This window comes from Rhodopirellula sp. UH5 (assembly GCF_056839225.1).
Window position 1 is genome coordinate 892,797 of the sequence record NZ_CM166390.1, and the last position, 22,622, is coordinate 915,418.

The 22,622-nt window shown below is 55.9% G+C and carries 18 protein-coding genes; 5 read left to right on the plus strand and 13 right to left on the minus strand.

Annotated elements, in window-relative coordinates; all coding sequences use genetic code 11:
• Window positions 1-154: 154 nt before the first annotated feature.
• From UH5x_RS03195 to UH5x_RS03240, 10 genes are all read right to left on the minus strand, one after another.
• The gene (locus tag UH5x_RS03195; RefSeq protein ID WP_047815382.1) at window positions 155-550 is read right to left on the minus strand and encodes a hypothetical protein; all 396 of its coding nucleotides are present in this window, start codon (window positions 548-550) and stop codon (window positions 155-157) included.
• A gap of 138 nt (window positions 551-688) precedes the next feature.
• A complete protein-coding gene (locus tag UH5x_RS03200) occupies window positions 689-1,180 on the minus strand; it encodes a hypothetical protein (RefSeq protein WP_145168824.1) in 492 nt (163 codons plus the stop codon).
• A 148-nt stretch (window positions 1,181-1,328) separates the two neighbouring features.
• A complete protein-coding gene (locus tag UH5x_RS03205; RefSeq protein ID WP_482634683.1) occupies window positions 1,329-1,613 on the minus strand; it encodes a hypothetical protein in 285 nt (94 codons plus the stop codon).
• A gap of 679 nt (window positions 1,614-2,292) precedes the next feature.
• Window positions 2,293-2,958, minus strand: a complete 666-nt coding sequence (locus tag UH5x_RS03210; protein WP_482634684.1) for a hypothetical protein — start codon at window positions 2,956-2,958, stop codon at window positions 2,293-2,295.
• A 102-nt stretch (window positions 2,959-3,060) separates the two neighbouring features.
• A complete protein-coding gene (locus UH5x_RS03215) occupies window positions 3,061-3,465 on the minus strand; it encodes a hypothetical protein (RefSeq protein ID WP_482634685.1) in 405 nt (134 codons plus the stop codon).
• Window positions 3,466-3,620: 155 nt separating this feature from the next.
• Window positions 3,621-4,022: a hypothetical protein gene (locus UH5x_RS03220; protein WP_482634686.1), complete on the minus strand. Its 402-nt coding sequence runs from the start codon at window positions 4,020-4,022 to the stop codon at window positions 3,621-3,623.
• A 98-nt stretch (window positions 4,023-4,120) separates the two neighbouring features.
• A complete protein-coding gene (locus tag UH5x_RS03225; RefSeq protein WP_482634687.1) occupies window positions 4,121-4,543 on the minus strand; it encodes a DUF4275 family protein in 423 nt (140 codons plus the stop codon).
• 386 nt (window positions 4,544-4,929) lie between these two features.
• Window positions 4,930-5,325 carry a hypothetical protein gene (locus tag UH5x_RS03230; RefSeq protein WP_482634688.1) on the minus strand — a complete coding sequence of 132 codons (396 nt, stop codon included), beginning with the start codon at window positions 5,323-5,325 and terminating at the stop codon, window positions 4,930-4,932.
• Window positions 5,326-6,572: 1,247 nt separating this feature from the next.
• Entirely contained in the window at window positions 6,573-6,995 is a 423-nt protein-coding gene (locus UH5x_RS03235) for a DUF4275 family protein (protein ID WP_482634689.1), read from the minus strand.
• A gap of 643 nt (window positions 6,996-7,638) precedes the next feature.
• On the minus strand, window positions 7,639-8,304 hold the full coding sequence (locus UH5x_RS03240; protein WP_482634684.1) for a hypothetical protein: 666 nt from the start codon (window positions 8,302-8,304) through the stop codon (window positions 7,639-7,641).
• Between the two features lie 619 nt (window positions 8,305-8,923).
• On the opposite strand from UH5x_RS03240, the gene UH5x_RS03245 reads away from it, so the two are divergent.
• Complete coding sequence (locus UH5x_RS03245; RefSeq protein ID WP_482634690.1) at window positions 8,924-10,258, plus strand: integron integrase; 1,335 nt, start codon at window positions 8,924-8,926, stop codon at window positions 10,256-10,258.
• 1,756 nt (window positions 10,259-12,014) lie between these two features.
• Here UH5x_RS03245 and UH5x_RS03250 read toward each other — a convergent pair.
• The 3 genes from UH5x_RS03250 to UH5x_RS03260 form a co-directional block, all read right to left on the minus strand.
• Window positions 12,015-13,013 (minus strand): DUF4886 domain-containing protein, encoded by a 999-nt coding sequence (locus UH5x_RS03250; protein ID WP_482634691.1) that lies wholly within the window; start codon window positions 13,011-13,013, stop codon window positions 12,015-12,017.
• Window positions 13,014-13,776: 763 nt separating this feature from the next.
• Window positions 13,777-15,411 (minus strand): sodium:solute symporter family protein, encoded by a 1,635-nt coding sequence (locus UH5x_RS03255; RefSeq protein ID WP_482634692.1) that lies wholly within the window; start codon window positions 15,409-15,411, stop codon window positions 13,777-13,779.
• Window positions 15,408-15,665 carry a DUF3311 domain-containing protein gene (locus tag UH5x_RS03260; protein WP_047815390.1) on the minus strand — a complete coding sequence of 86 codons (258 nt, stop codon included), beginning with the start codon at window positions 15,663-15,665 and terminating at the stop codon, window positions 15,408-15,410. The genes UH5x_RS03255 and UH5x_RS03260 overlap by 4 nt, the downstream gene beginning before the upstream one ends.
• Before the next feature lie 258 nt (window positions 15,666-15,923).
• Here UH5x_RS03260 and UH5x_RS03265 point away from each other — a divergent pair, with 258 nt between their 5' ends.
• The 4 genes from UH5x_RS03265 (at window position 15,924) to UH5x_RS03280 (ending at window position 22,613) form a co-directional block, all read left to right on the plus strand.
• Window positions 15,924-17,774 carry an SLC13 family permease gene (locus UH5x_RS03265; RefSeq protein WP_482634693.1) on the plus strand — a complete coding sequence of 617 codons (1,851 nt, stop codon included), beginning with the start codon at window positions 15,924-15,926 and terminating at the stop codon, window positions 17,772-17,774.
• 82 nt (window positions 17,775-17,856) lie between these two features.
• Entirely contained in the window at window positions 17,857-18,267 is a 411-nt protein-coding gene (locus UH5x_RS03270; RefSeq protein ID WP_047815392.1) for a PaaI family thioesterase, read from the plus strand.
• Between the two features lie 397 nt (window positions 18,268-18,664).
• The gene (locus UH5x_RS03275) at window positions 18,665-20,113 is read left to right on the plus strand and encodes a sulfatase family protein (protein WP_482634694.1); all 1,449 of its coding nucleotides are present in this window, start codon (window positions 18,665-18,667) and stop codon (window positions 20,111-20,113) included.
• Window positions 20,114-20,162: 49 nt separating this feature from the next.
• On the plus strand, window positions 20,163-22,613 hold the full coding sequence (locus tag UH5x_RS03280) for a cytochrome oxidase (protein WP_482634695.1): 2,451 nt from the start codon (window positions 20,163-20,165) through the stop codon (window positions 22,611-22,613).
• Window positions 22,614-22,622: the final 9 nt, after the last annotated feature.

Below are 22,622 nucleotides of genomic sequence, written 5' to 3' on the forward strand. Positions count from 1 at the left end.
GCACCCAACTCGCGACGTCGTGAGCGGAAGTGTTGGAAGGCAATTTAAGGTCCCCAGAAGACGATTGCCGGCGAACGTTGGCGATCACGCGGTCGCCGCGATCGATCGACCACTTCGAAAACCATGGCTCGGCGACTCGTCGTGCATCGCATTGTTATTCGCCGCTCTCCCGTTTTCTAGGTGCACTGGGAAACCAATCGCGTGAGATCGTGATTTGCAAAACGATGGTGATTGCAACAAGCATCGAAGAAACAATCAGTTTGGTCGGCGGTTCCGCGGGGAGTAGTGTGACAACAAGAATGCAGGTGGAGAGCGCAAATAGTGAGGCAAACCGAATCGCGACGGTTGGCATAGACGGCTTAAATCCGAACCAGCGAACCGCCGCGTAGAGCGACGCCAACAGCAGTGGAATAAAGATGAACGGCGCAAGGTCCGCGTCGCCGAATGGCGCGACGAGGCCAATACGGTCCCAGTTTGCGCAGAGACCAACCAGGGCCAGCGTGAACGCGATGACGATCGCGAGCAACGTGAGTGATGATTTGCTTTCCATTAAGGACAACGTTGGAACTGCTTTGGATGTGAGTCACGTCAATCGAATAACGTTACCGATCACCCGGTCGCCGCGAGAGATCTTCCATTGTTAAAACGCCCGGCTCGGCGACTCGGGTGCATCGGATGGTTCGCCGCTTTAGTCTGGCGGTGGATGGTTCGTTGCGTCGACACGGACGTCCGGAAGAAGTTCGCGTAGTTTAGCGAGTCGAGCGGCGCGTATTCCGGTGTAGTCGAGGTATACAAGCTCTAATTTCGGTAGTTCAGCTAGCGGCGAGAAGTCAAGGCTGTCGTCGATGTCGATATAGACAGCAAGTTGCCGAAGGTTTTGCAGATTCGTAATCGGAGACAGGTCCTTTACCGTCATATTGTCAAGCACCACCGTATCCACTGTATCAAAGAAGTCGATGCCGAGGGTATTGATGAGCCATTCAGGTGCAGGAAGCGCAGCGTTGTGATCCCATTGATCTGTCAGAGCATTGTATTTGTACGAAAAACTCACATGGCCGTTTTGAGAGGCCACCCATGCGCGTCCGCGTTTCTGGAAAATGGCACGGCGGGTCGGCAGTGCCAGGAGCACCGCAATTACGGCCGTTGTGATCAAAAGTGTTCGTAACGAAAAGCGTTTCATAGACGGCAATGGCTTGGCACATCAGTCGGCGAACGGCAGGGTTCAGCGGGGCCGCGCGAACGACTCACCACTTCAAAAACGTCAATTCGCGGCCGCCGTTGCAACCCATGGTTCGCCGCATTTCGAGACCACACGCGTGGCCCCCGAGCTATTTTAACAGCGATTCAGAAACCTTGCTTGGTTTGTTGTCGCCGTAGTTCATCCAGATCTCACCGGTGGTTGAGTCGATGACGTAGTACCCGACGCCGGAACCACTCTTCTCCGTGGCAAACGAGGAGATTTGAAAACGACCAGTTGGATTGTGAGCATTCGCCGTTTGATCAGTCACTTGTTCGGTGTTTACCGTCGCGCTATCGGCAGACGCACCACCAACAGAAACGACGAGGACGCAAACCGCGAGGACGATCGCAATAACGCTAACAGTTGATTTCATCGTGAACACCTCGAAATGTTTAAAGAAGAGCAAGACTATGTCAGTCGGCGAACGGTAGGGTTCAGCGGGGCCGCGCGAACGACTCGCCACTTCAAAAACGTCAACTCGCGGCCTCCGTTGCAACCCATGGTTCGCCAATTACACGGACATGATGGCAGCAAAAGCCAGGTGATTGTTGTGTGACCATAGTATCATGCCAAAGAAAACTACCCAAGCAAACACGAATCTGCGTGAGCGGAAGTGCATCCAAGTCCCCGCCATCGTCAGTAGCATGCCAATCAGCATAAGCAACCCGTGGACAGGTCCGTAAAAACCAAGGCTTGGAAACAAACCGAACGTCATGGCAATAGGGCTCGACAGGACCGCAGCAATAGTGCCCTCAATGTAGTCTCCGTCGGCTTCCTCAGGATACCATGCGTCTCCAACGTGAACTGAAATGAACGAGCCGAGGCAGAGTCCAGCGAAGGCAAGTACGACATGGGCGAGGAGCCGGCTCGCGAGGGATCGGGAGGCAGCTTTGTCCGCGGGATTCGTTTGCGATGCCTCATACGGGTTGGGGTTGCTTTGCATGTCTCCAAGCATGGCGAACGGTAGCGATATGCGGGCCGGGACGAACGATTTCCCATCTCACAAATCATGCAAGCCCGGCTCAGTATCATCGCATGGTTCGCCCCGCTTCTCAGCAGCGGGAATAATCAAACTCCGGCGTTCGATTTTGCATCAGCTCGCCGAACACCCAGTCTAACATCTCTGTGAACGAACCTACAACGTAAGACGCTCCATTCTCGTGTGACAAGTACCCGGCATCGCCGGACGAATTGCAAACCATCATGTCGCCGCAGGATGAATTGCCAAACACCGTTGATTCATCAGCGGGAAACGTTGGATTTGCGGAAGACGTCCCATAGTCGTCAACGGAGATTTGGTTGCGATAGGGAACGATGCCGCCAGCGAAACCGATCGAATCCCAATGCGCGACGGACAGCAGGTCGAAGAACGATGTGAAACGGTTGTCATCACAGTCCGCAGTCGGCGTGCCAAGCATGCAAGCGTATTGACTCGGGTGAAACCACTGGAACGCTGCGACGGTATCTCGATCCATCATGTAGGTCTCCGCGAGCAACAATGACCAGCGACCATCAGTGACAAAGTTGGAAAGATAGCGTCGAAGGTTCGGAATCGTTGTTCGGTTCGCAAGGCCAGCGAAGTACGAAGGAGGATCACGAAACGCGTCTCGGATCGAAGCCGTCAAGATATCGCGATGAGATTCGGGAATGGCATCAAGATCATCGCCTTCCGCGAGGACCAATGTTGTGCCGCCACCGTCGTTTGGTCGTGTTAACATTTCAGTGGGCGAACGTTACGGATCACCGGGCGGCGGCGAAAGATTCTCCATTGCCAAAACGCTAACCACCGCCGCTCCGGTGCATCCGATGGTTATCCGCCGTCACCGATTGCGAAACGCGTCAGCGTTCTGGGCGTTTTCAATCGGAATGATGTAGAACCATTGGCCGTTGAAATTGAACTGTTGCCAGCCTTGAGGAACGCTTTCACGTGGCGGCTGTGCAGGCTGACGAGTCGGACCATTCATTGGCGGAATGGTCGCATGCGGACCAGGGTTGGGCGGAATTGGAGCGTGGAAAACGCCGCCATTAGGCGTGAGGGTCGTTCGTGGTACGACGGAGAGTTGTGAACCCGGTCGGCCTTCCAGCACGGCGATGCGTCGCTCTAATTCGTCGATTCGCTTTAGGAGCGTATCGTATTTGTCCGTATCGGACTGCGTGGGTAGATCGTCGCCATAGCAGTACGGCGAAACAGCGAAGATGCATGCAATCGTGAGCAATCGAATCATTTTCGTGTGTCCATTCAAGTTTGGGATGAGCGTAAATCTTCAGTCGGATAACGTTGCGGATCACCCGGTCGGCGCGAGCAATTTCCCATTGTCAAAACGCCCGACTCGCCGACTCGGGTGCATCCGATGGTTCCCCGCTCTTTTCGGGATCGATGTTAGGTTGCCCATCGCCAAACCGCATACGCGACGTACCCGATGAGTATAGCCCTTGCCACCATCGAAAGCCAAGACATCCGCAGTCGCGTGTTTGCTCGTGTCACAGGAAAGGGCAGATCACCCTTCCAGTATCGCCATCCATTCAACCCGAAGTGATAAGTGTGGTCGTCGGTGCGAGCGGAAAGAACGTAGCCAGGTATGCGAAGAATTGGCGAGCGAAACGACGCGAGTACGGCTTCGCGTATGTCCTCGTAGTGAACGGTCCAGTCGCCGCAAACCAAGTGGTCATCGAAGAGACGAAGTCTAGCACGTCGCGAGGTGATCCATTGCGGCCCCGTTTCCAACTGGTTGCCGTCGGCGATGATAGCCTTCGTCATGCAGCTGTGAACAGGTTGCGTCATGATCTTCAGTCGGGGAACGGTAGCGATGTGCGGGCGGCGGCGAACGACTCAACCACTGCCAAAACGGCGACCGCCGCCGCTCCGTCACCATCGCTTGGTTACCCGCATTCTACAACATTGGATGGGGCACGAACGAAAAATGGGCCGATGCCTTGAGCGTGTTCGTGGGTTGTGATGTACAGCCAGCTAAATGAGGGCGGAAATATGTAGGTGTCATTGCAGGGATGCGTGTCAGAAATGACGACCGATCGTGGACATAGCCATAGCATGTCCAGCTGTTCTTCATGAACGTAGAGTTCGGCATCATCGCATGCGTCAAAAGCAGAAACGGCGTCTGTGCGCTCAAGTGCTGATTGGAACCCGTAGGTGAACGCATGCCACAGGAATCCTCGATAGGCGTACGAACCGGTCTGCTGATGGACGTCGGCGAAAAAAGTACGGGTCAAGTTCTTGAGCGTCTCGCGAAATACGCGGCCCTTAATGCGGAACTCATCGGGCGGGTAGTCTCGCGTTTGATGCATCAAATCAGTCGGGTAACGTCAGCGGTAACGGGGTAATGGGGTCGTAGCGAAGGCGGTAGAATGGCGAAGCCAACCGCCGTAGCGGAGAGCACATTACTCCCGTTCACCGCATTGTTATTCGACGGGCATGGGTTGCCGGGACCACCGTGGTCCGCGTGGCGTTCCGCCCGCTGGGTGCCCGTCGACTGATGCACCTTCGAAACGGTTCGGGAATTGTATCAGACTGCGGGTCGGGGGTGGGTAGTGCGACGGTCTAGGTTTTTCTAGGGTGATCAAACACGCGTGGCATTGTTTCGACCCGGAACGCCCGTTACGAGTTCCAATAGCAGGTCGGGTCAGCGGGCATGGTCAGTTATGGGGCGGGCACTTAATCGAAAGACTATAAGTTATCCGTTGGGCCACCCATCAGGGTAGAAAAGCAACGAGATCGCAATGATCTTTCTGGCCATCTCATACCTCGCATTCGCGACGAATCGAAGATCGTCGTCAAGGTGAAAGTAAATTGATCTTTCATATTGGTTGAGAACGGTGTAGCGAGAGCGGATGAACCTGCGTGCGGGTCGTGCCGACATGCCTATCCTTAATCCTCCCCACACGGTGTTGGAGAAGCCATCACCAACCGAAACACTGCGAATCACTAGGCTCGGTAAATTGGGAGACGCATTCCAATCAACGTCAACTTCAACGCCAGCGTCATCGAAGAAGTTGAGCCATGCAGCATGATCTCCTGTCACCTCATAGTTTGACGACGGAAGGCCAAAAGCGGCAATAGCATCGCCCATGGTTGAGCGTCCTGGGACCAGACCAGCGAGTGAATTTTGCGACATCAGATCATGTGGCGGCCAATCGAATAACGGTAGACATCACGGGGGACGGAGAGCTGAGCATCCATTTCAGCAAACGCTGCAAGCCGTCCTCCCGTGCATGTCATGGTTCGCCGCATTTGCAGCGGATGAACGTCTGGCCCCGCGACCGACGCAGACCTGAGCATACCGGGCGTATCACTCTCGTACAAATCGTCACGCAAAGTGCTACACATCATTCGGGTGCGTTTGCGAACCAGCGAACCATGACCTGAGTCGTTGCGATGAAACGAAAACGATAGTAGCGAAGGCAGCGACAGTGAGCACGAACGTGACAATCATGCCCCAGCTAGATGTGAGCGTCGCGAGAAATTGCTCGGTCGCGGTGTAGGGCGCAGGGTGTGATTGAGAAGGTGCGAACAACAATGCCAAGAACGCTATCTCCGCCGAAACAATGAACACGCTCGTGGCGGATATGCGGCGACGCCTTGGCGGAGATTTCATGGCGACGCGAGGCGTAGCGTAGGGATTTGCGGTGTCCATCATTGCTGAGTATGGCAAATTCAGTCGGCGAACGGTAGAAATCACGGGGGACGGGGGGACAACTTGCAAGCAGACGAGAAAACGGACCACCCGTCCTCCCGTGCATTTCATGGTTCGTCGCCTTTGTGTATCAGGTATCAACTTGGGGTAGTCGATTCTCGATTTCCGTCTGCAGTTTAAGGGCATCGTCGAATGTTGTGTCAAACCTAAACATCGAAAAGTGCGCGTCAAAACCAATTTTCACAAGACCGGCGTACCAGCAGATTGAAAATCCGTCTTGTGGCATCGCCGATTCGCCCGTAAAGACGAAGCCAACGCTTGGATCGACCCGTTCGCGATACCGTTCAGGATTCGGCGCCGTGTATCCAGCGGCGAATTGTTCTTGCGACGCCCAACAGCTCCGAAGTCTGCTCCACCAGGCGCGAAGATCGCATTCGGAAACAGGGACATGGCATTTGAGCCGAAATCGACCATACGGAACCGTGTGCAATTCTCCAGTTGTATCGGAGGGCACGCGATCGAGCCATCCAAGTGTAGCGCCAGTGACACCTGCGAGGTCTAGGTACTCCGTCATTATGTGTCGAGTGCCTTCAGTCGACGAACGGTGGCGATATGCGGGCGGCGGCGAACGACTCAACCACTACGAGAACGGCGACCACCGCCGCTCCGTCATCATCGCTTGGTTACCCGCATTCTACAACATTGGATGGGGCACGAACGAAAAATGGGCCGATGCCTTGAGCGTGTTCGTGGGTTGTGATGTAGAGCCAGCTAAATGAGGGCGGAAATATGTAGGTATCATTGCAGGGATGCGTGTCAGAAATGACGACCGATCGTGGACATAGCCATAGCATGTCCAGCTGTTCGTCATGAACATAGAGTTCGGAATCATCGCATGCGTCAAAAGCAGAAACGGCGTCTGTGCGTTCAAGTGCTGATTGGAACCCGTAGGTGAACGCATGCCACAGCAATCCGCGATAGGCGTACGAACCGGTTTGCCGATGGACGTCGGCGAAAAAAGTACGGGTCAAGTTCTTGAGCGTCTCGCGAAATACGCGGCCCTTAATGCGGAACTCATCAGGCGGGTAGTCTCGCGTTTGATGCATCAAATCAGTCGGGTAACGGTAGGGTTCAGCGGGGCCGCGCGAACGACTCGCCACTTCAAAAACGTCAACTCGCGGCCTCCGTTGCAACCCATGGTTCGCCAATTACACGGACATGATGGCAGCAAAAGCCAGGTGATTGTTGTGTGACCATAGTATCATGCCAAAGAAAACTACCCAAGCAAACACGAATCTGCGTGAGCGGAAGTGCATCCAAGTCCCCGCCATCGTCAGTAGCATGCCAATCAGCATAAGCAACCCGTGGACAGGTCCGTAAAAACCAAGGCTTGGAAACAAACCGAACGTCATGGCAATAGGGCTCGACAGGACCGCAGCAATAGTGCCCTCAATGTAGTCTCCGTCGGCTTCCTCAGGATACCATGCGTCTCCAACGTGAACTGAAATGAACGAGCCGAGGCAGAGTCCAGCGAAGGCAAGTACGACATGGGCGAGGAGCCGGCTCGCGAGGGATCGGGAGGCAGCTTTGTCCGCGGGATTCGTTTGCGATGCCTCATACGGGTTGGGGTTGCTTTGCATGTCTCCAAGCATGGCGAACGGTAGCGATATGCGGGCCGGGACGAACGATTTCCCATCTCACAAATCATGCAAGCCCGGCTCAGTATCATCGCATGGTTCGCCCCGCTTCTCAGCAGCGGGAATAATCAAACTCCGGCGTTCGATTTTGCATCAGCTCGCCGAACACCCAGTCTAACATCTCTGTGAACGAACCTACAACGTAAGACGCTCCATTCTCGTGTGACAAGTACCCGGCATCGCCGGACGAATTGCAAACCATCATGTCGCCGCAGGATGAATTGCCAAACACCGTTGATTCATCAGCGGGAAACGTTGGATTTGCGGAAGACGTCCCATAGTCGTCAACGGAGATTTGGTTGCGATAGGGAACGATGCCGCCAGCGAAACCGATCGAATCCCAATGCGCGACGGACAGCAGGTCGAAGAACGATGTGAAACGGTTGTCATCACAGTCCGCAGTCGGCGTGCCAAGCATGCAAGCGTATTGACTCGGGTGAAACCACTGGAACGCTGCGACGGTATCTCGATCCATCATGTAGGTCTCCGCGAGCAACAATGACCAGCGACCATCAGTGACAAAGTTGGAAAGATAGCGTCGAAGGTTCGGAATCGTTGTTCGGTTCGCAAGGCCAGCGAAGTACGAAGGAGGATCACGAAACGCGTCTCGGATCGAAGCCGTCAAGATATCGCGATGAGATTCGGGAATGGCATCAAGATCATCGCCTTCCGCGAGGACCAATGTTGTGCCGCCACCGTCGTTTGGTCGTGTTAACATTTCAGTGGGCGAACTTGTTTATCACCTGTTGGACAGGTGGGAATAAGTGGTGAGGTTTATTCTACACTGTTTGCCGGTGGGAATAAGTCGCCTTCCGAGCACTTATTCTCATCAGTTGGCGCGGACTTCGTCCACGTGGGTGACTTGTTCTCACCGAGACGCTTCCAAGACGTTGCGCCCTCTCATTGATCTCAACTGACAAGATGACGGCGAACGCGAGTCCAAGGGCTACATCCTTTGATGCTCGCGAAAGTGTCCAGTGGAATTCCCGTCATATTGTTGGGGATCCGCACCCGGCTTGCAAGCTTTTTGGCACCCGGTGAACAAAAATGCACGCTTTGAGCGGTGGTTTCAGCGAGTTTCCCGCCTAGTTTGTTCACGCAAGGCGGAAGGGCGCGAGCCCTCCGGTTTCTCACCGGGCGGCTTGCGCCACACCGCTAACATTGTGACTTGTTGTTCACGCGTCGCTTGTGCAGCGGGTTGGGAGGGAGGATTCTCAGGCTGGAAGCCTAAGCCACTTGGGTTGCAGAACGACGGGTGAGCGACTTGCTGAGGTGGCAGGTTGGAGGACACAAATTGGATGGCACGGTTGACGTGCGGGAGCTGAGTTTGGATGGGGATGTATTCGAAGCCGGCGAGTGCTGAGCAGAAGCAACGTTGGGCGAAGATTTGGTTTCAAAAGCTTTGCCAATTCCACCGGCGGAAGACGGAACCGGATTGGGCGTTCTCGGCCGATGATGTGATTGCGTTCCTTCAATCACGTCGCGATGCGGAGGTGCCGGCTTGGAAGCGGATGAAGATCATCGAGGGCTTGATTCAGTACCGTGAAACGATCCAGCGTCGAGAGGTGGACGACCTGCTGCCGCTGAAGAAAAAGATGGGGGAGATCATCCTGATCGAGCAAGCCAAGACGGGCGGGTTGGATTCGATCGATGATGTGGTCGGCAAAATCAATCCCAATGAGATGGATGCGATTCAGGAGTTCCGTCGCTCGATGCGTCGAGCCGGCATGGCGATCGCGACCGAACGCAGCTATGTGACCAAACTGAAGGCGTTCATGGCGGATCGTGGGCTGAATTGTCTGGCGGATTTCGACCGGATTCACGCTTCTGACGTGGAGGCTCACCTGACGGATTTGGCGGTTGATGGCAACGTTTCTCCGTCGACGCAGAATCAGGCTTTTCATTCTTTGCTGAAGTTTTTCGAATTGGTGCTGAAGCGGGAGATGGGGAAGATCGAAGCGATCCGTGCGAACAAGGATTCGATGGCCCCCACGGTGATGTCACCTGGTGAGGTCGGCCAAGTGTTCGAGGGACTCGAGGGCGTGTATCTGGTGATCGCGAAGTTGCTGTATGGTGGCGGGATGAGGATCAGTGAGGCGCATCGGTTGCGGGTCAAGGACATTGATTTTGCGAACAAGCAAATCGAGATTCGTCAGTCCAAGGGCAACAAGAGTCGATTGGTTCCGATGCCAGATGATTTGATTGAACCGCTGCGGCGTTTTGTTAAGACTCGCGAGGCTTTGCACGAACATGATTTGGCCAACGGCACGGCGTCGGTGTATCTGCCGTATGCGTTGGACCGGAAGTATCCGTCGGCGCATCGTGAACTGAAGTGGCAGTATCTGTTTGCGTCGCACCGATTGTCTCGGGATCCGAGAACCGGCCGGATTCACCGTCATCACTTGCACGCGAGCACCTTCCCAACTCATTTGCGACGCGCGGTGGAGCAGGCGGGGATTTTGAAGCATGTGACGAGCCACACGTTTCGCCATTGTTTTGCGACGCATCTGTTGTGGCAGGGAACCGACATCCGTCAGATCCAGCAGTTGCTGGGGCACAACGATGTGAAGACGACGGAGATTTACACGCACGTGCGGAATCCGAACGAGTCGAAGGTGGTCAGTCCGTTGGATCGGTTGGTGCAAGAGGGGGACTCGGCTGAGGCGGGGTGAGACGGCTGGTTGCAATGACCACGGTGTCGTTTTCAATGGACGGGGGTGTTTGCGTTCGACCTCCCCTCGCTTCGCTCGACCCTCCTGCCAGGAGGGTGAATTGGTTCTTCGGCTGGACGCTCGCTTTCCGACCCGTTCTGTTTGGAGTCGTCGATTTTGTTGTGGGGTGGCCGCTTTTGGCCGACATTCAAAACTCCGACGGGCAAGAGTGCCCATCACAACGCGACGCGTGAGCGAGGGATGCCACCCAACTTCTACGACGGCCCCATCCGGGGCGAAACCGAGATGCCAGCCACCATTTGTTTTTCGAACGTCCCCAGAACCAGTGCCAGGTGGGACCTGGCCTACGAGCGACAACGCGTCCGTCACAAGGTTGTTGGAGGTGGTTGATGCGATGGGGGCATTGAGAAGTGGGAGACGCACTAATCGTCACATCTGAATTCTGGCGAATCCAGCTACCGCGAGGAGCGTCCAGGGCACCTTTCATCGCGAGGGTGGTGTTGTTTGACACAGAACCAGTGCCAGGTGGGACCTGGCCTACGAGCGGCAATGCGTCCGTCGCAAGGTTGTTGGAGGTCGTTGATGCGACGGGGGGCATTGAGAAGTGGGAGACGCACCAATCGTCACATCTGAATTCTGGCGAATCCAGCTACCGCGAGGAGCGTCCAGGGCACCTTTCATCGCGAGGCTGGTGTTGTTTGACACAGAACCAGTGCCAGGTGGGACCTGGCCTACGAGCGACAACGCGTCCGTCACAAGGTTGTTGAAGGTGGTTGATGCGACGGGGCATTGAGAAGTGGAAGACGCACCAATCGTCACATCTGAATTCTGGCGAATCCAGCTACCACGAGGAGCGTCCAGGGCACCTTTCATCGCGAGGGTGGTGTTGTTTGACACAGAACCAGTGCCAGGTGGGACCTGGCCTACGAGCGGCAACGCGTCCGTCACAAGGTTGTTGGAGGTGGTTGATGCGACGGGGCATTGAAAAGTGGAAGACGCACCAATCGTCATATCTGAATTCTGGCGAATCCAGCTACCACGAGGAGCGTCCAGAGCACCTTTCATCGCGAGGGTGGTGTTGTTTGACACAGAACCAGTGCCAGGTGGGACCTGGCCTACGAGCGGCAATGCGTCCGTCGCAACGCGACGCGTGAGTGAGGGACGCCCCGCAACTCCCACGACGGCCCCATCCGGGGCGACCGTTTGTTTTTCGGCATCGGTCTCTCGGGGCTTCCGCCCCGAGCTAAGGACGACGGCCCCATCCGGGGCGAAACCGAGATGCCAGCCACCATTTGTTTTTCGAGCGTCGCCAAAGAACCAGTGCCAGGTGGGACCTGGCCTACGAGCGGCAATGCGTCCGTCGCAACGCGACGCGTGAGTGAGGGACGCCCCGCAACTCCCACGACGGCCCCATCCGGGGCGACCGTTTGTTTTTCGGCATCGGTCTCTCGGGGCTTCCGCCCCGAGCTAAGGACGACGGCCCCATCCGGGGCGAAACCGAGATGCCAGCCACCATTTGTTTTTCGAACGTCCCCAAAGAACCAGTGCCAGGTGGGACCTGGCCTACGAGCGACCGACTTGCTGGCGCGGCGCTGTTGAACAGGGGAGTGGCAGGTCCTTTTGCAATTGTCAATTTGACTTTTTCAATTGACTGAGGTGTTTGGGTTCGACCTCCCCTCGCTCGCCCCTCCTGCCAGGAGGGTGGATTGGTTCTTTGGCTGGACGTCCTGCCGCGGAAGTCTTGCTGGGGACGCTCTCAATCCTTTTCGGCGGCACTCCGTGATTGGACGACGCCGTGGACGACATCGCCGCCTTGTTGGGCGGCTTGGTGGGCGATGGTTTGCAAGTGCGCGGCGTACTCGGCGCCCAGTTGGTTGGGCACGAATTCGTTGCCGATCGGGCTCTCGCCGTACAAGCATTCGAACCACACGCACGCACCCAAGTACTCGCCGGCAAGGTTGGCGTGGTGGCCGTCCATTCTCAGTTGAGGTTTGTCCTTGGATTTGTTCCAACTGTACCCAGCGTGCAAAGAGTGAGTTTGATCCGGAAGACTTGGGTACTCGAGTGACTGGGCGTCGAAGTCTTCGGGTGGTTGGTATCCGAATTTCGGATCGTTGTCGGCGATCCAAAACGCGTCGCCGACGGGGATTCGATTGGCGGCTAATTCAGCTGTGATCGTTTGGTAGGCTTCGCTGAGCCCTTCGTACATGGCTTGTTGAGTGCCCGGTTCACCCGCAGCGGGTTTCGATCGATTGAATCGCGGGTCGTCGCTGCGATACGCCCAGGTTTGATGCACCAGCAACTTGGCTTGCGGCGCCTCGCGACGAATGATCTCCGCGAGTTGTTGGGCGTACGGGCGGTAGGTCTGGACGTCATGGCTTTTGAAGCTGACTTGCTGAATCGTGACGAAGTCCCACGGTTCGCTCCGCAACGCTTCCTGCAGGGTGTTGCCGTTGCTGTATTTCGCGGACGCCGCAGTGGGATCATTCTCGAACGCCAATGCTTTCTTCGCGTGCAACTCCAAAGGTGACCCACCGATGGAGAGCATTGTGTGAGTCAGCTTGTGCCCGCCTGCTTCGACCACCTCGTCCAAGAACCGAGTCGCGTTGTGAGTGAAGCTGTTGCCGATCGTCAGAATGCGAACGTGTTTTGGACTGTCGTGGGCAGGTTGCTCAGGTGAGTCAGCGAAGGATGACGGCCCAGCGTTCAATGAAATCAACGTGAAAAGACAAACGAAGAAAATCGGTCGGAACATGGTGGGGGCATTCCTCTGGAGTTGGTGGGAAGGTGGGGCGGGGCCGCCTATGGTACTTGAAGTCGGAGGGCGGTTTCCGACGAATGGTATTGATACGGCGCTTGTCGCTATTGAAAAAGCGAAAGTGTAAATTGACAGTTGTAAAATGCCGGAATGCGCGGATGAAGTCGCATCATTTTGCATTTTTCAATTGTCAACTTAACCTTTTCAATGAGTTGCATTCAGTTCGCACACTTACCGCCCTGCCAACATTTTCATCAGCCCAGGTGAACGCTCGGTTGTGCAATGTTTGGGGGTGACGCCGCTTTGGATTCAAAAACAAAGGGTGGCTGGCGTCTGGGTTTCGTCCCGGATGGGTCCGTTGTGGGAGTTGGGGGAGTCCCTCGCTCACGCGTCGGGTTGTGATGGGGGCTTGGCAGACTCTGGCGTGCAAGAGTGCACATCCTCCCTGTGTTGAAACGTCGTTGACGATTGAGTCGAAAAGCCGTCACCATTGGCGTTTTGATTGCGGATGCCAATTTTGTTCCTGGATTGCACTCGTAGGCCAGAACAAAAACAACTTGAAGGTCGTGCGGTTTTCATTCACTCGCCCTTTGGTAGGGGCGGCCCGCTTCGGGCTGGGGAGGGTTGCGCGCTGGATCCGATACTCGACCCTCCCCTCGCTTCGCTCGGCCCTCCCAGAGGGAGGGTGATGAGAATCGCACGGCAATGCAGCACTTTAAAACCGCACGACCTTTTTGCAAATTGACTGTCAGGCCTGGAATCAAGCCTGGTCTGGGAAGAACTTTGCCAGGGTTTCTTTCGGTGGCTTGGGCGTCACCATGGAAACCACGACCATCGCAATCAGGGTGCTGAGCACCATCGCGACAACGGGCATCACTTCGTAAGTCTCGCCACCAAACGGCAGACGCAAGACGTACTTGCTCAAACCCTCTGGGTCCAAGGTGCCTTGGTAGAAGAGATACGACCAACTGGTGATGGCCGCTAAAATACCGGCGATTGCACCCGATGCGGTGAGGCCTCGCCAGTAGAGCGCCGCGACAACCAACGGGAACAACGCACTGAATCCGCTGAAACACCAGACTCCCAGGGCAAACACACTGCGAACGTTGCCGAGGCTGAGAAGGTACGTGATGGCCACGATTCCGACGATGAACAATCGTGTGAAGAGGACTTGTTGTTTGTCCGAGAAACGGTCTTCACCGAAGGTGTGGTTGACCACGTCGTTGTTGAACATTGTTCCGATGCACAGGAATTGACTGTCCAGGCTGGACATGATCGCGGCCAAGATTCCCGCGGCCAAAAAGCCACCCAGGATAGGTGCGGTCTGAGTCTTGACCAAGAATGGCAACACTTTGTTCGCATCCACAATGTCGCCACCGGGCAATCGTGGCAGTGGTGGCTTGGTCGGCATCAATTCACCGGTCGCCCAAACGCCCACCAGAACACACGGCACCCAAACGATCATGATGAACAGTGGGTGACAGACGACCGACAGCTTGAACGTGCTGGCCTTCTTGGCTGTCATCCAGTGTTGGAACAGGTGCGGGAACATGCCGACCGACAACGGAATCATCAGGTAGGTGAAGAACTTTGTCTTGCTCATCGCCACCCGTGTTTTGCCTTCTTCGGGAATCGAATCACCGAGCACGCGAAGGTTCTCGAAGAAGCTGTCTTGTTTGCCCAGTTTGTTCGCAATGACGAAGAACGTCACGACACCTAAGACCATGAAGACCAAAGTCTGGAAGGTGTTGGCCCAGGTCGTGCCTCGCATCCCGCCAAAGAAAACGTAGACCAAAACGACGGTGCAGATGGTCAGCGAACCGAGCCAAGCGGGAATGCCACCGTGAACGGCCGGGTCGATTCCGCCGGGGCCACCTTCCAGTGGGACGGGGAACATGTCGGGGGCCAGTCCAGCGGTGAGAGCTTGGACAACGCCACCGGCGCTGATCACACCGACCAACAGGTACGGGATGATCATGCCGACCAGGATTGGGAACAGCAGCCATCCGACCAAGTTGTTGTTCAAACGGTCGCGAAAGAATTCGATTTGGGTGGTGTAGTTGTGGGCGCGGGCGAACCGCCAGACTTTGACACCGATCAAAAAGAAGCACAGCGAGTGGATGATCCCACTGCTGCTGGCCAGCATGCCGTAGACGCCGATGCCTTCGCGGAAGGCTTCGCCGCTGCTGCCGACCAGGGCGAAGGCGGTCATGGTCGTTCCAAACATGCTCATCAACAGCAGGAATGGACCGATCGAATGGCTGGCGACTTGGTAATCTTCCTTCGTTCCGCGAAACAGGCGGCTGCTGAAGAGGCCCAGCGCGAGTAACAAACTCAAGTACACCAGAATGATGATGAACTGAGGGACACCATTGTGCATTGCGAAGAGCATCATCGTTGTGGCTCCTCTTCATCGAGAGGCCAAGCGATTCGTGTCGCCAAGAACCACGTGAAGGAGGCGGCAATCGAGATCCCGGCGTGCCATGCCAGTCCGATGGGCATGAATCCGAACAGCAACGTGTCGTTGGTCCACAACCAATTGTCTTGGTGAAGAATCAAGAGCACGATGACCAAACCGGCGATGAGGAGGGCGCCACCTGTCAGACCTTTTCGGTCAGGCGGAGCGGACGAATCAGTCGAGTTGGGCATGATGGAGAGTTTCAGGCGAGACGGGGGAGGAAGGTGGGACCGGCAGAATCTGAAGCGGAATGGCGTTCGGCATAGAAATGCCGTCATTCTGGGCATGCAAACCACTGTCAGGGAAGTAGTCTAATGGGATCACGGGGGCGACGATATCCATGGTTTGAATTACTGTAGGAGCCAGTTGTTTCGCGTTGTCCGGACCGAAACGGGCCTCCTCCCTGCTGCCGCGGAACTCGCCGGCACATTCAACACGTTTTCTGCCGCATGGAATCTTTGTTTGACCCCTTGGTTTGGCCGACGGTTTGGCCCATGTGGCTGACCATTGGAGTCGCGATTGCGCTGTTGCTTGGTTTGGCGACACGAGCCGCGGCGACGGATCTTTTGGCGCTGACGGCCTTGTCGGTGTTGGTTGTCGTTCAGGATCTGACTGGAACGACGCTGCTGCCTGATCCGACGCAGGCGGTCGCAGGATTCGGCAACAAAGGCTTGATCACGATCGCGTTGTTGTTTGCAGTGGTCGCTGGTCTGGAACTCACTGGTGGAACCGAGCTGGCCACGGGTTGGCTGCTTTCGAAGGCCCAGAATCTTCGCGACACACAGATTCGGATGTTACTGCCGGTCGCGCTCTTGAGCGGTTTTTTGAACAACACCCCTGTCGTCGCGGCGATGTTGCCTGTCGTGGGTGATCTGGGAAAACGATTGTCGATCAGTCCCAGTCGATTGCTGTTGCCGCTTTCCTACGCCGCGATTTTGGGCGGGATGTGCACGTTGATGGGAACCAGCACGAACCTGTTGGTTCGTGATGAGTACAACCAATACGTCGCCGATGCGCATGCAGCCGGCGAGGAGATGAAACTGTCGGAACTCAGTTTCTTCACGCCGGCGATCGCTGGGATTCCGGCCACCATCCTGGGATTGATCTACATCATCGGGGCGTCCAAGTGGTTGTTGCCCGAACGCAAGCCAGCGGTGAGTGTCGGTGACGATCCCCAGAAGTACACCGTTGAGATGCAGGTGGAGTTGATGGGGCCGTTGGTGGGCAAAACGCTGCAAGAAGCCGGGTTGCGTGCTCTGCCAGGTTTGTATGTTGCCGAAGTCCAGCGCGCCGACGGTCGCATCGAGCCTGCCAAACCGGAGCAACGTCTGTATGGCGAAGACATTTTGATTTTGGTCGGCGACGTGGACAGTGTGGTCGACCTGCGGAAGATCCGTGGTTTGATCACTCCCGGTGACCAGGCTCGCAAGTTAGAGATTCCCGCTTGGCGACGAACGTTGGTGGAAGCCGTCGTCAGTCCACGTTGCAGCTTGATTGGCAAGACGATTCGCGAGGGACGGTTTCGTTCCAATTTCAACGCGGCCGTGGTCGCGGTTGCTCGCGGTGGCCGGCGTTTGGAAGGCAAACTGGGCGACGTCAGGATTGAGCCCGGCGATGTGTTGTTGTTGGAAGCATCGAAGTCTTTCATGCATCGTCAACGTGGCGGCAGTGACTTCTATCTTGTGAGCAGCGTCGATCGAGGTGAGATTCGCCGGCACGAACGGGCACCGTTGGCGCTTGGGATCATGTTGGTGATGGTGATCGTGGCGGCATTGAATTGGTTGTCAATTTTGAGTGCCGCTATGATGGCGGCCTGTGCAATGGTGCTGACACGCTGTTGCACGACCTCGGAAGCGCGACGCAGTATCGATTGGTCAGTGTTGATTGTGATCGGTTCGGCGATCGGAATTGGCCGAGCGATGGAACAGAGCGGAGCGGCAGGGCAAATCGCTGGTGGGCTGTTGAGCATTGCCCAGGGAAATCCGTTGGGCACCTTGATCGCGATTTATGTTGCCACCGTGATCTGCACCGAATTGATCACAAACAACGCGGCGGCCATGTTGATGTTCCCGATTGCCTGGACGGCCGGTGCTCAACTTGGAACGGATCCAATGCCGTTGGTGGTGGCGGTGATGATCGCGGCTTCGGCGAGCTTCCTGACTCCGTTTGGTTATCAGACAAACACAATGGTGTACGGTGTCGGTGGTTACCGACTGCGTGACTACATTCAATTTGGGTTGCCGCTGAGTCTGCTCGTTGGTGTGGTGTCGATTGGAATGTTGACGTGGTGGTATCAGTGATCATGACATTCCACCATTGGGACCGCGTTTTGTTTCCACGTTACCATTTTTGGGCTGATTCTGTTTTCGGGGGCTTGGGTTGATGAGCGAACGTTTTTCAGATGCTCCCATTTCACGATTGGTTGGATTTCAAGTTCATCCCAGTGAGTGCGTGGACGGAGATCCGGACGCGGGCACAGCGACCGTGGACATTCAGTGTGGTCCCCAGCATCACAATCCAATGGGACGAGTGCACGGCGGTTTGGTGTCTGCTCTCGCAGACGCCGCGATGGGGATCGCGTTCGGTCGGACACTGCTATCCAGCGAGGACTTTTCGACGATTGAGATGAAAGTCAGCTTCATTCGTCCGGTTCGTGAAGGTCTTCTATCGGCCAAGGCGACGGTGATCCAGCGAGGCCTGCGAATCGGGTTCGTGGAATGTCAGATCACCAACGAAAAGGGAAAGTTGGTCGCGACCGCGTCCTCGACCTGCACGGTGCTGGCGGGAGGATAAGCAGGTAGGCAGGTGTCATCGGGTATGTGAGCCGCTTGGCGTTAGCCACGGTTCCTACGCACAACCGGGGTCAACGCCCAAACGGCTCACTCATTTTGATCCAATCATTCCGGCGTACCTGCTTAAAACCGAGCAAGAAGGGAGCCAGGGGCACCGTCTTCGTCGACCTGTGTTAGACTGTCGCTCCTAGTGGTCCGTCAAAGTTAAAAGTGAGGGTTGATCGTAGTGGACGAGGCCACGAGTCCTTGGATTTGACGCCAGTTCAGGACTCGTGGCCTCGTCCACTACCCTAAAAGCAAGTCCTGACAGACCACTAGCCTGATTCTTGTGTCCAGCTGAACAAGCGATGTTTTGTTCGTGGTCGTGCCTGCCTCTCCATCCCACCTCGCAAACCTCTATGCGAACGCATTCGATTTTGATCGCGGCCCTCTTGTGCGCTGTTTTTCAAGCCAACTCGCACGGCTTCGGGGCCGATCAGTCCAACGATGACCATCCCAACGTTGTGTGGATCATTGCCGATGATTTGGGGCCTGAACTGGCCTGTTACGGCTATCCCGATGTGGCGACGCCCCATCTGGACCGTTTGGCAGGGCAAGGTCGACGGTTTGCCAACGCATTCAGCACCGCCCCGGTGTGTTCTTCGTCGCGATCAGCGTTTCAAACGGGCCGGTACCAGACATCAATCGGGTGCTATCACCATCTGACGCGGGACAAGAAGGAACTGCAAGTTCCAACGGTAATCGATTGGATGAGAGACGCGGGGTACTTCATTTCGCATGGCAATGGGGAAGTCGGGAATCGCAAAGCCAACAAGTACGGCGTCAACTATTTGTACGACAAGAAGACCCACTTCGACGCTTACGATTGGTCAGAGCGAAGCCCGGGGCAGCCATTCTTTGCCCAGGTTCATCTTCATGAACCACACCGCCCGTTTGTGGAGAGTGACCGCAAGCGGCCAATCGCTCCGATTCCGCCGTACTACCCCGATCATCCGATCACGCGAGCCGATTGGTCCAACTACTTGGCCACGATCGAGGTGATGGACCAAAAGGTGGGGCAGGTGCTCGATCGATTGGACGCCGAAGGTTTGAGCGAGAACACACTGGTGATCTTCTTTGGCGATCATGGTCGGCCGCATGTTCGTGGCAAACAGTGGTTGTACGACGGCGGGCTGCACACGCCCTTGATCGTTCGTTGGCCCGCCAAACTTGCGGGGGCTTCCGTTGAAACCGGCATGGCGAGTTTGTTGGATCTCGCACCAACGACGTTGCAGGCCGCGGGAATCAGCGTGCCTGAGTTGCCCGGGAAGAGTTTGCTGCAAGAGGACTGGAAGGGGCATGAACAACTCTTTGCCGCTCGCGATCGTTGCGGGGACGCTCCCGATCGAATCCGCAGCGTTCGGACGGAACGATACAAATACATTCGCAACTTCCATCCTGACAAACCATACCTGCAACTGAGCAGCTACAAGAAGCTGTCCTATCCGGTTGAGACGTTGATGAAGGTTCTGCACGCCGAGGGACGTTGGGATTCGCTGATGATGGCGGAGACTCGACCGGAGGAAGAACTTTACGACCTGAAGGCCGATCCATTTGAAATGAACAATTTGGCCGTTTCACAAGACCATAGCGAAACGTTGATGCAACTACGTGGCGAATTGGATTCTTGGATCGAGCGGACTGGCGACCAGGGCGGCGTCGACGAGAGCTTGCGCGTCGACATGGATGCGCTGATGGCTGAAAAGCGGGAGTGGTACGAACGCACCATGAAACGACGAGGCCTCGACCCCGCCATTTCTGATCAGGAGTATCTGATTTGGTGGGCGACTGAATTGGGAGTTGAATGAGTTGTTATCGGTTTTGAAAGTACGAGACGAGTTTTGCAGCATGAGACGAATGAACCATTTGGCTGGACGAAGATGGCGTTGCGTCTTCATGGTGTTGGCGTTGTGCTGCGCCTCGATTTCCAACGCCGAGGAGATCGTTCCAGCCGACATGCATCCGTTTGTGATCGGTGTGGAGCGTCTTGGTCGGTTTGGTGAGATCGATCCAGTTTCAAATTCACGGTTGCTTGTCACGGAGTTGAGCTGCACTGCCTGTCACCGCTCGGATCGCACTGATTTGTCGCCGAAAGGGGGTCCGAAATTGAGTGCCGCGGGTTCCCGGTTGAGCATGTCTTGGGTCAAAGAGTTTTTGCAGTCGCCTCATCAAACCAAACCCGGCACCACGATGCCTGATGTGTTGGCGGCTTTGAATGAACCTGAACGAGAAGAGGCGATCAAGGCTCTGGTTGCGTTCATCGGATCGCTGCAAGAACCATTTCCTCTGTTGAAAGCGGGTGGCGCCAATCCGTTGGAGGATGAGTTTTGGAACAAAGGCGATGCTGTTCGAGGCGGGAAGCTGTATCACGAAGTGGGGTGCGTCGCATGCCACGAGACGGATCCTGTGCATCAGGTGAACTCCGCACCGATGTCCGCAGTCGACCGTTTGTTGGACGAACTGGATCCGGAAGAACTGGAGGACATGGGATTGGCAGCGGCTGCACGGAAGGTGCCTTCGGTCCCGCACGCGGAACTGGCGAAGAAGTACAGCCGTCAATCACTGACCCACTTTTTGCACGATCCCGAACACGTTCGTCCTTCGGGTCGAATGCCAAGTTTGAAGTTGACGCCGAATGAAGCCGCCGACATCGCGGAATATTTGTTTGAGAAGGAAGGTGCCGATGGGGACTCAGCGCAGCCAGAGATCGTTTCCCCGGGGCCGTCCCACGAACCATTGGTGGCTCGTGGGAAACAGTGGTTCGTGCAGCTCGAATGTGCGAATTGCCATGACACGGGATCGGCCGAGGAATCCAAATTTGCGACCGACTGGGATCAGCTTTCTTTTGATTCGGCCGAGGCCTGTTGGAAGTCCGAACGTCAGTCATCTGTCCGCTTCCATTTGGATGATTTTCAGAAGGCAACGCTTGCCAAGGGAATCCTGAACGCCTCGTTCGCGAATGATGAAACAGCGAGTGACCCGCAGCAATTGATTCAGCAGAGTTTCCTGGAACTGAACTGTTACGCTTGCCATGAGCGGGACGAACTCGGTGGTGTGGGCCGCTATCGAAAGGCCCACTTTGAATCGACTGGACTGGCGGACCTGGGCGATGAAGGTCGCCTGCCGCCGGCATTGACGGGGGTGGGAGCCAAGCTCCACTCCGCGTGGATGCGGAAGGTCTTGGAGGGGCATCCATCAACTCGCCTGCGTCCGCACATGACCATTCGCATGCCGAGGTTCCCCAAATCAAGGGTGGATCCGCTGGTCAAGGCGTTGGAAACCGCCGACCAGGGATCACCGCTGTCAGATGCCGACGTGTTCCCCGATCATCTGCCATTGGCAGAGACGGGAATGCGTCTGACACAAGTCGGCTGCATCCAGTGCCATGTGTTTGATGGTCAAGCCCTTGCGGGGGTGGTTGGCATCGATTTGGGTAGCGTGACAAATCGAATCCGCCCGAGTTGGTTTCGAGAGTTTTTGTTGGATCCTGGTGGGCGGAAACGGGGGACTCGCATGCCATCGTTTTTTCCGGATGGAAAGAGCCAGTCACCGGATGTTCTGGATGGAGACGCTGAAAAGCAGATTGCTGCGTTGTGGTCTTACCTCAAGCATTCGGATCGAGTTGGCGTTCCACCCAAAATTGCAGAAGCGTTGGCGGCGAACTACGAGTTGAAACCAAACGAAAAGCCGTTGCTGTTGAGGACCTTCATGCAGGGTGTGGGAACTCACGCGATCGCCGTTGGTTTCCCGGAGGGCGTCCACTTCGCTTTCGACGCAGAAACACCGCGGCTGGCGCTGGCGTGGAAGGAGGACTTTGTGGATGCTCGAAGCACCTGGTTCGAACGCTTCTCGCCCCCCATCGATCCGCTCGGCAAGGATTCGATCGCCATCGCTTCCGAAATCGAGTTTCGATTGTCACATGAAGGCGAACCAATGGATTCCGAAACGCCGCCCCTGCAGTTCCTTGGTTTTCGATTTGATGCGAAACGCGTTCCAACGTTTCGATACCGCTTGGGCGATGCTGTCATTCTGGATCGTTGCGAAGCGACCAGGGAAGGAGCGTTGCGGCGAACAATTGAATTGGAAGAGAACGGATCAGAGAACATGGGGCGACTGCAGTTCCGTGCTTTGAAAGACACGTCGATTCAAGCCGTTGATTCGCAAACCATCCAAAGCTCTTCCGGACTGAAAGTGAGTTGGTCGATGTACCGGTCTGAGTCGCAGCGTGTGACACGTGTCGAGTCAAACGATGAGGTTTGGCTTGATTTGAATCCGAATCAGACGTTGGAGGTTGTCTACCAATGGTGAATCAAAGCA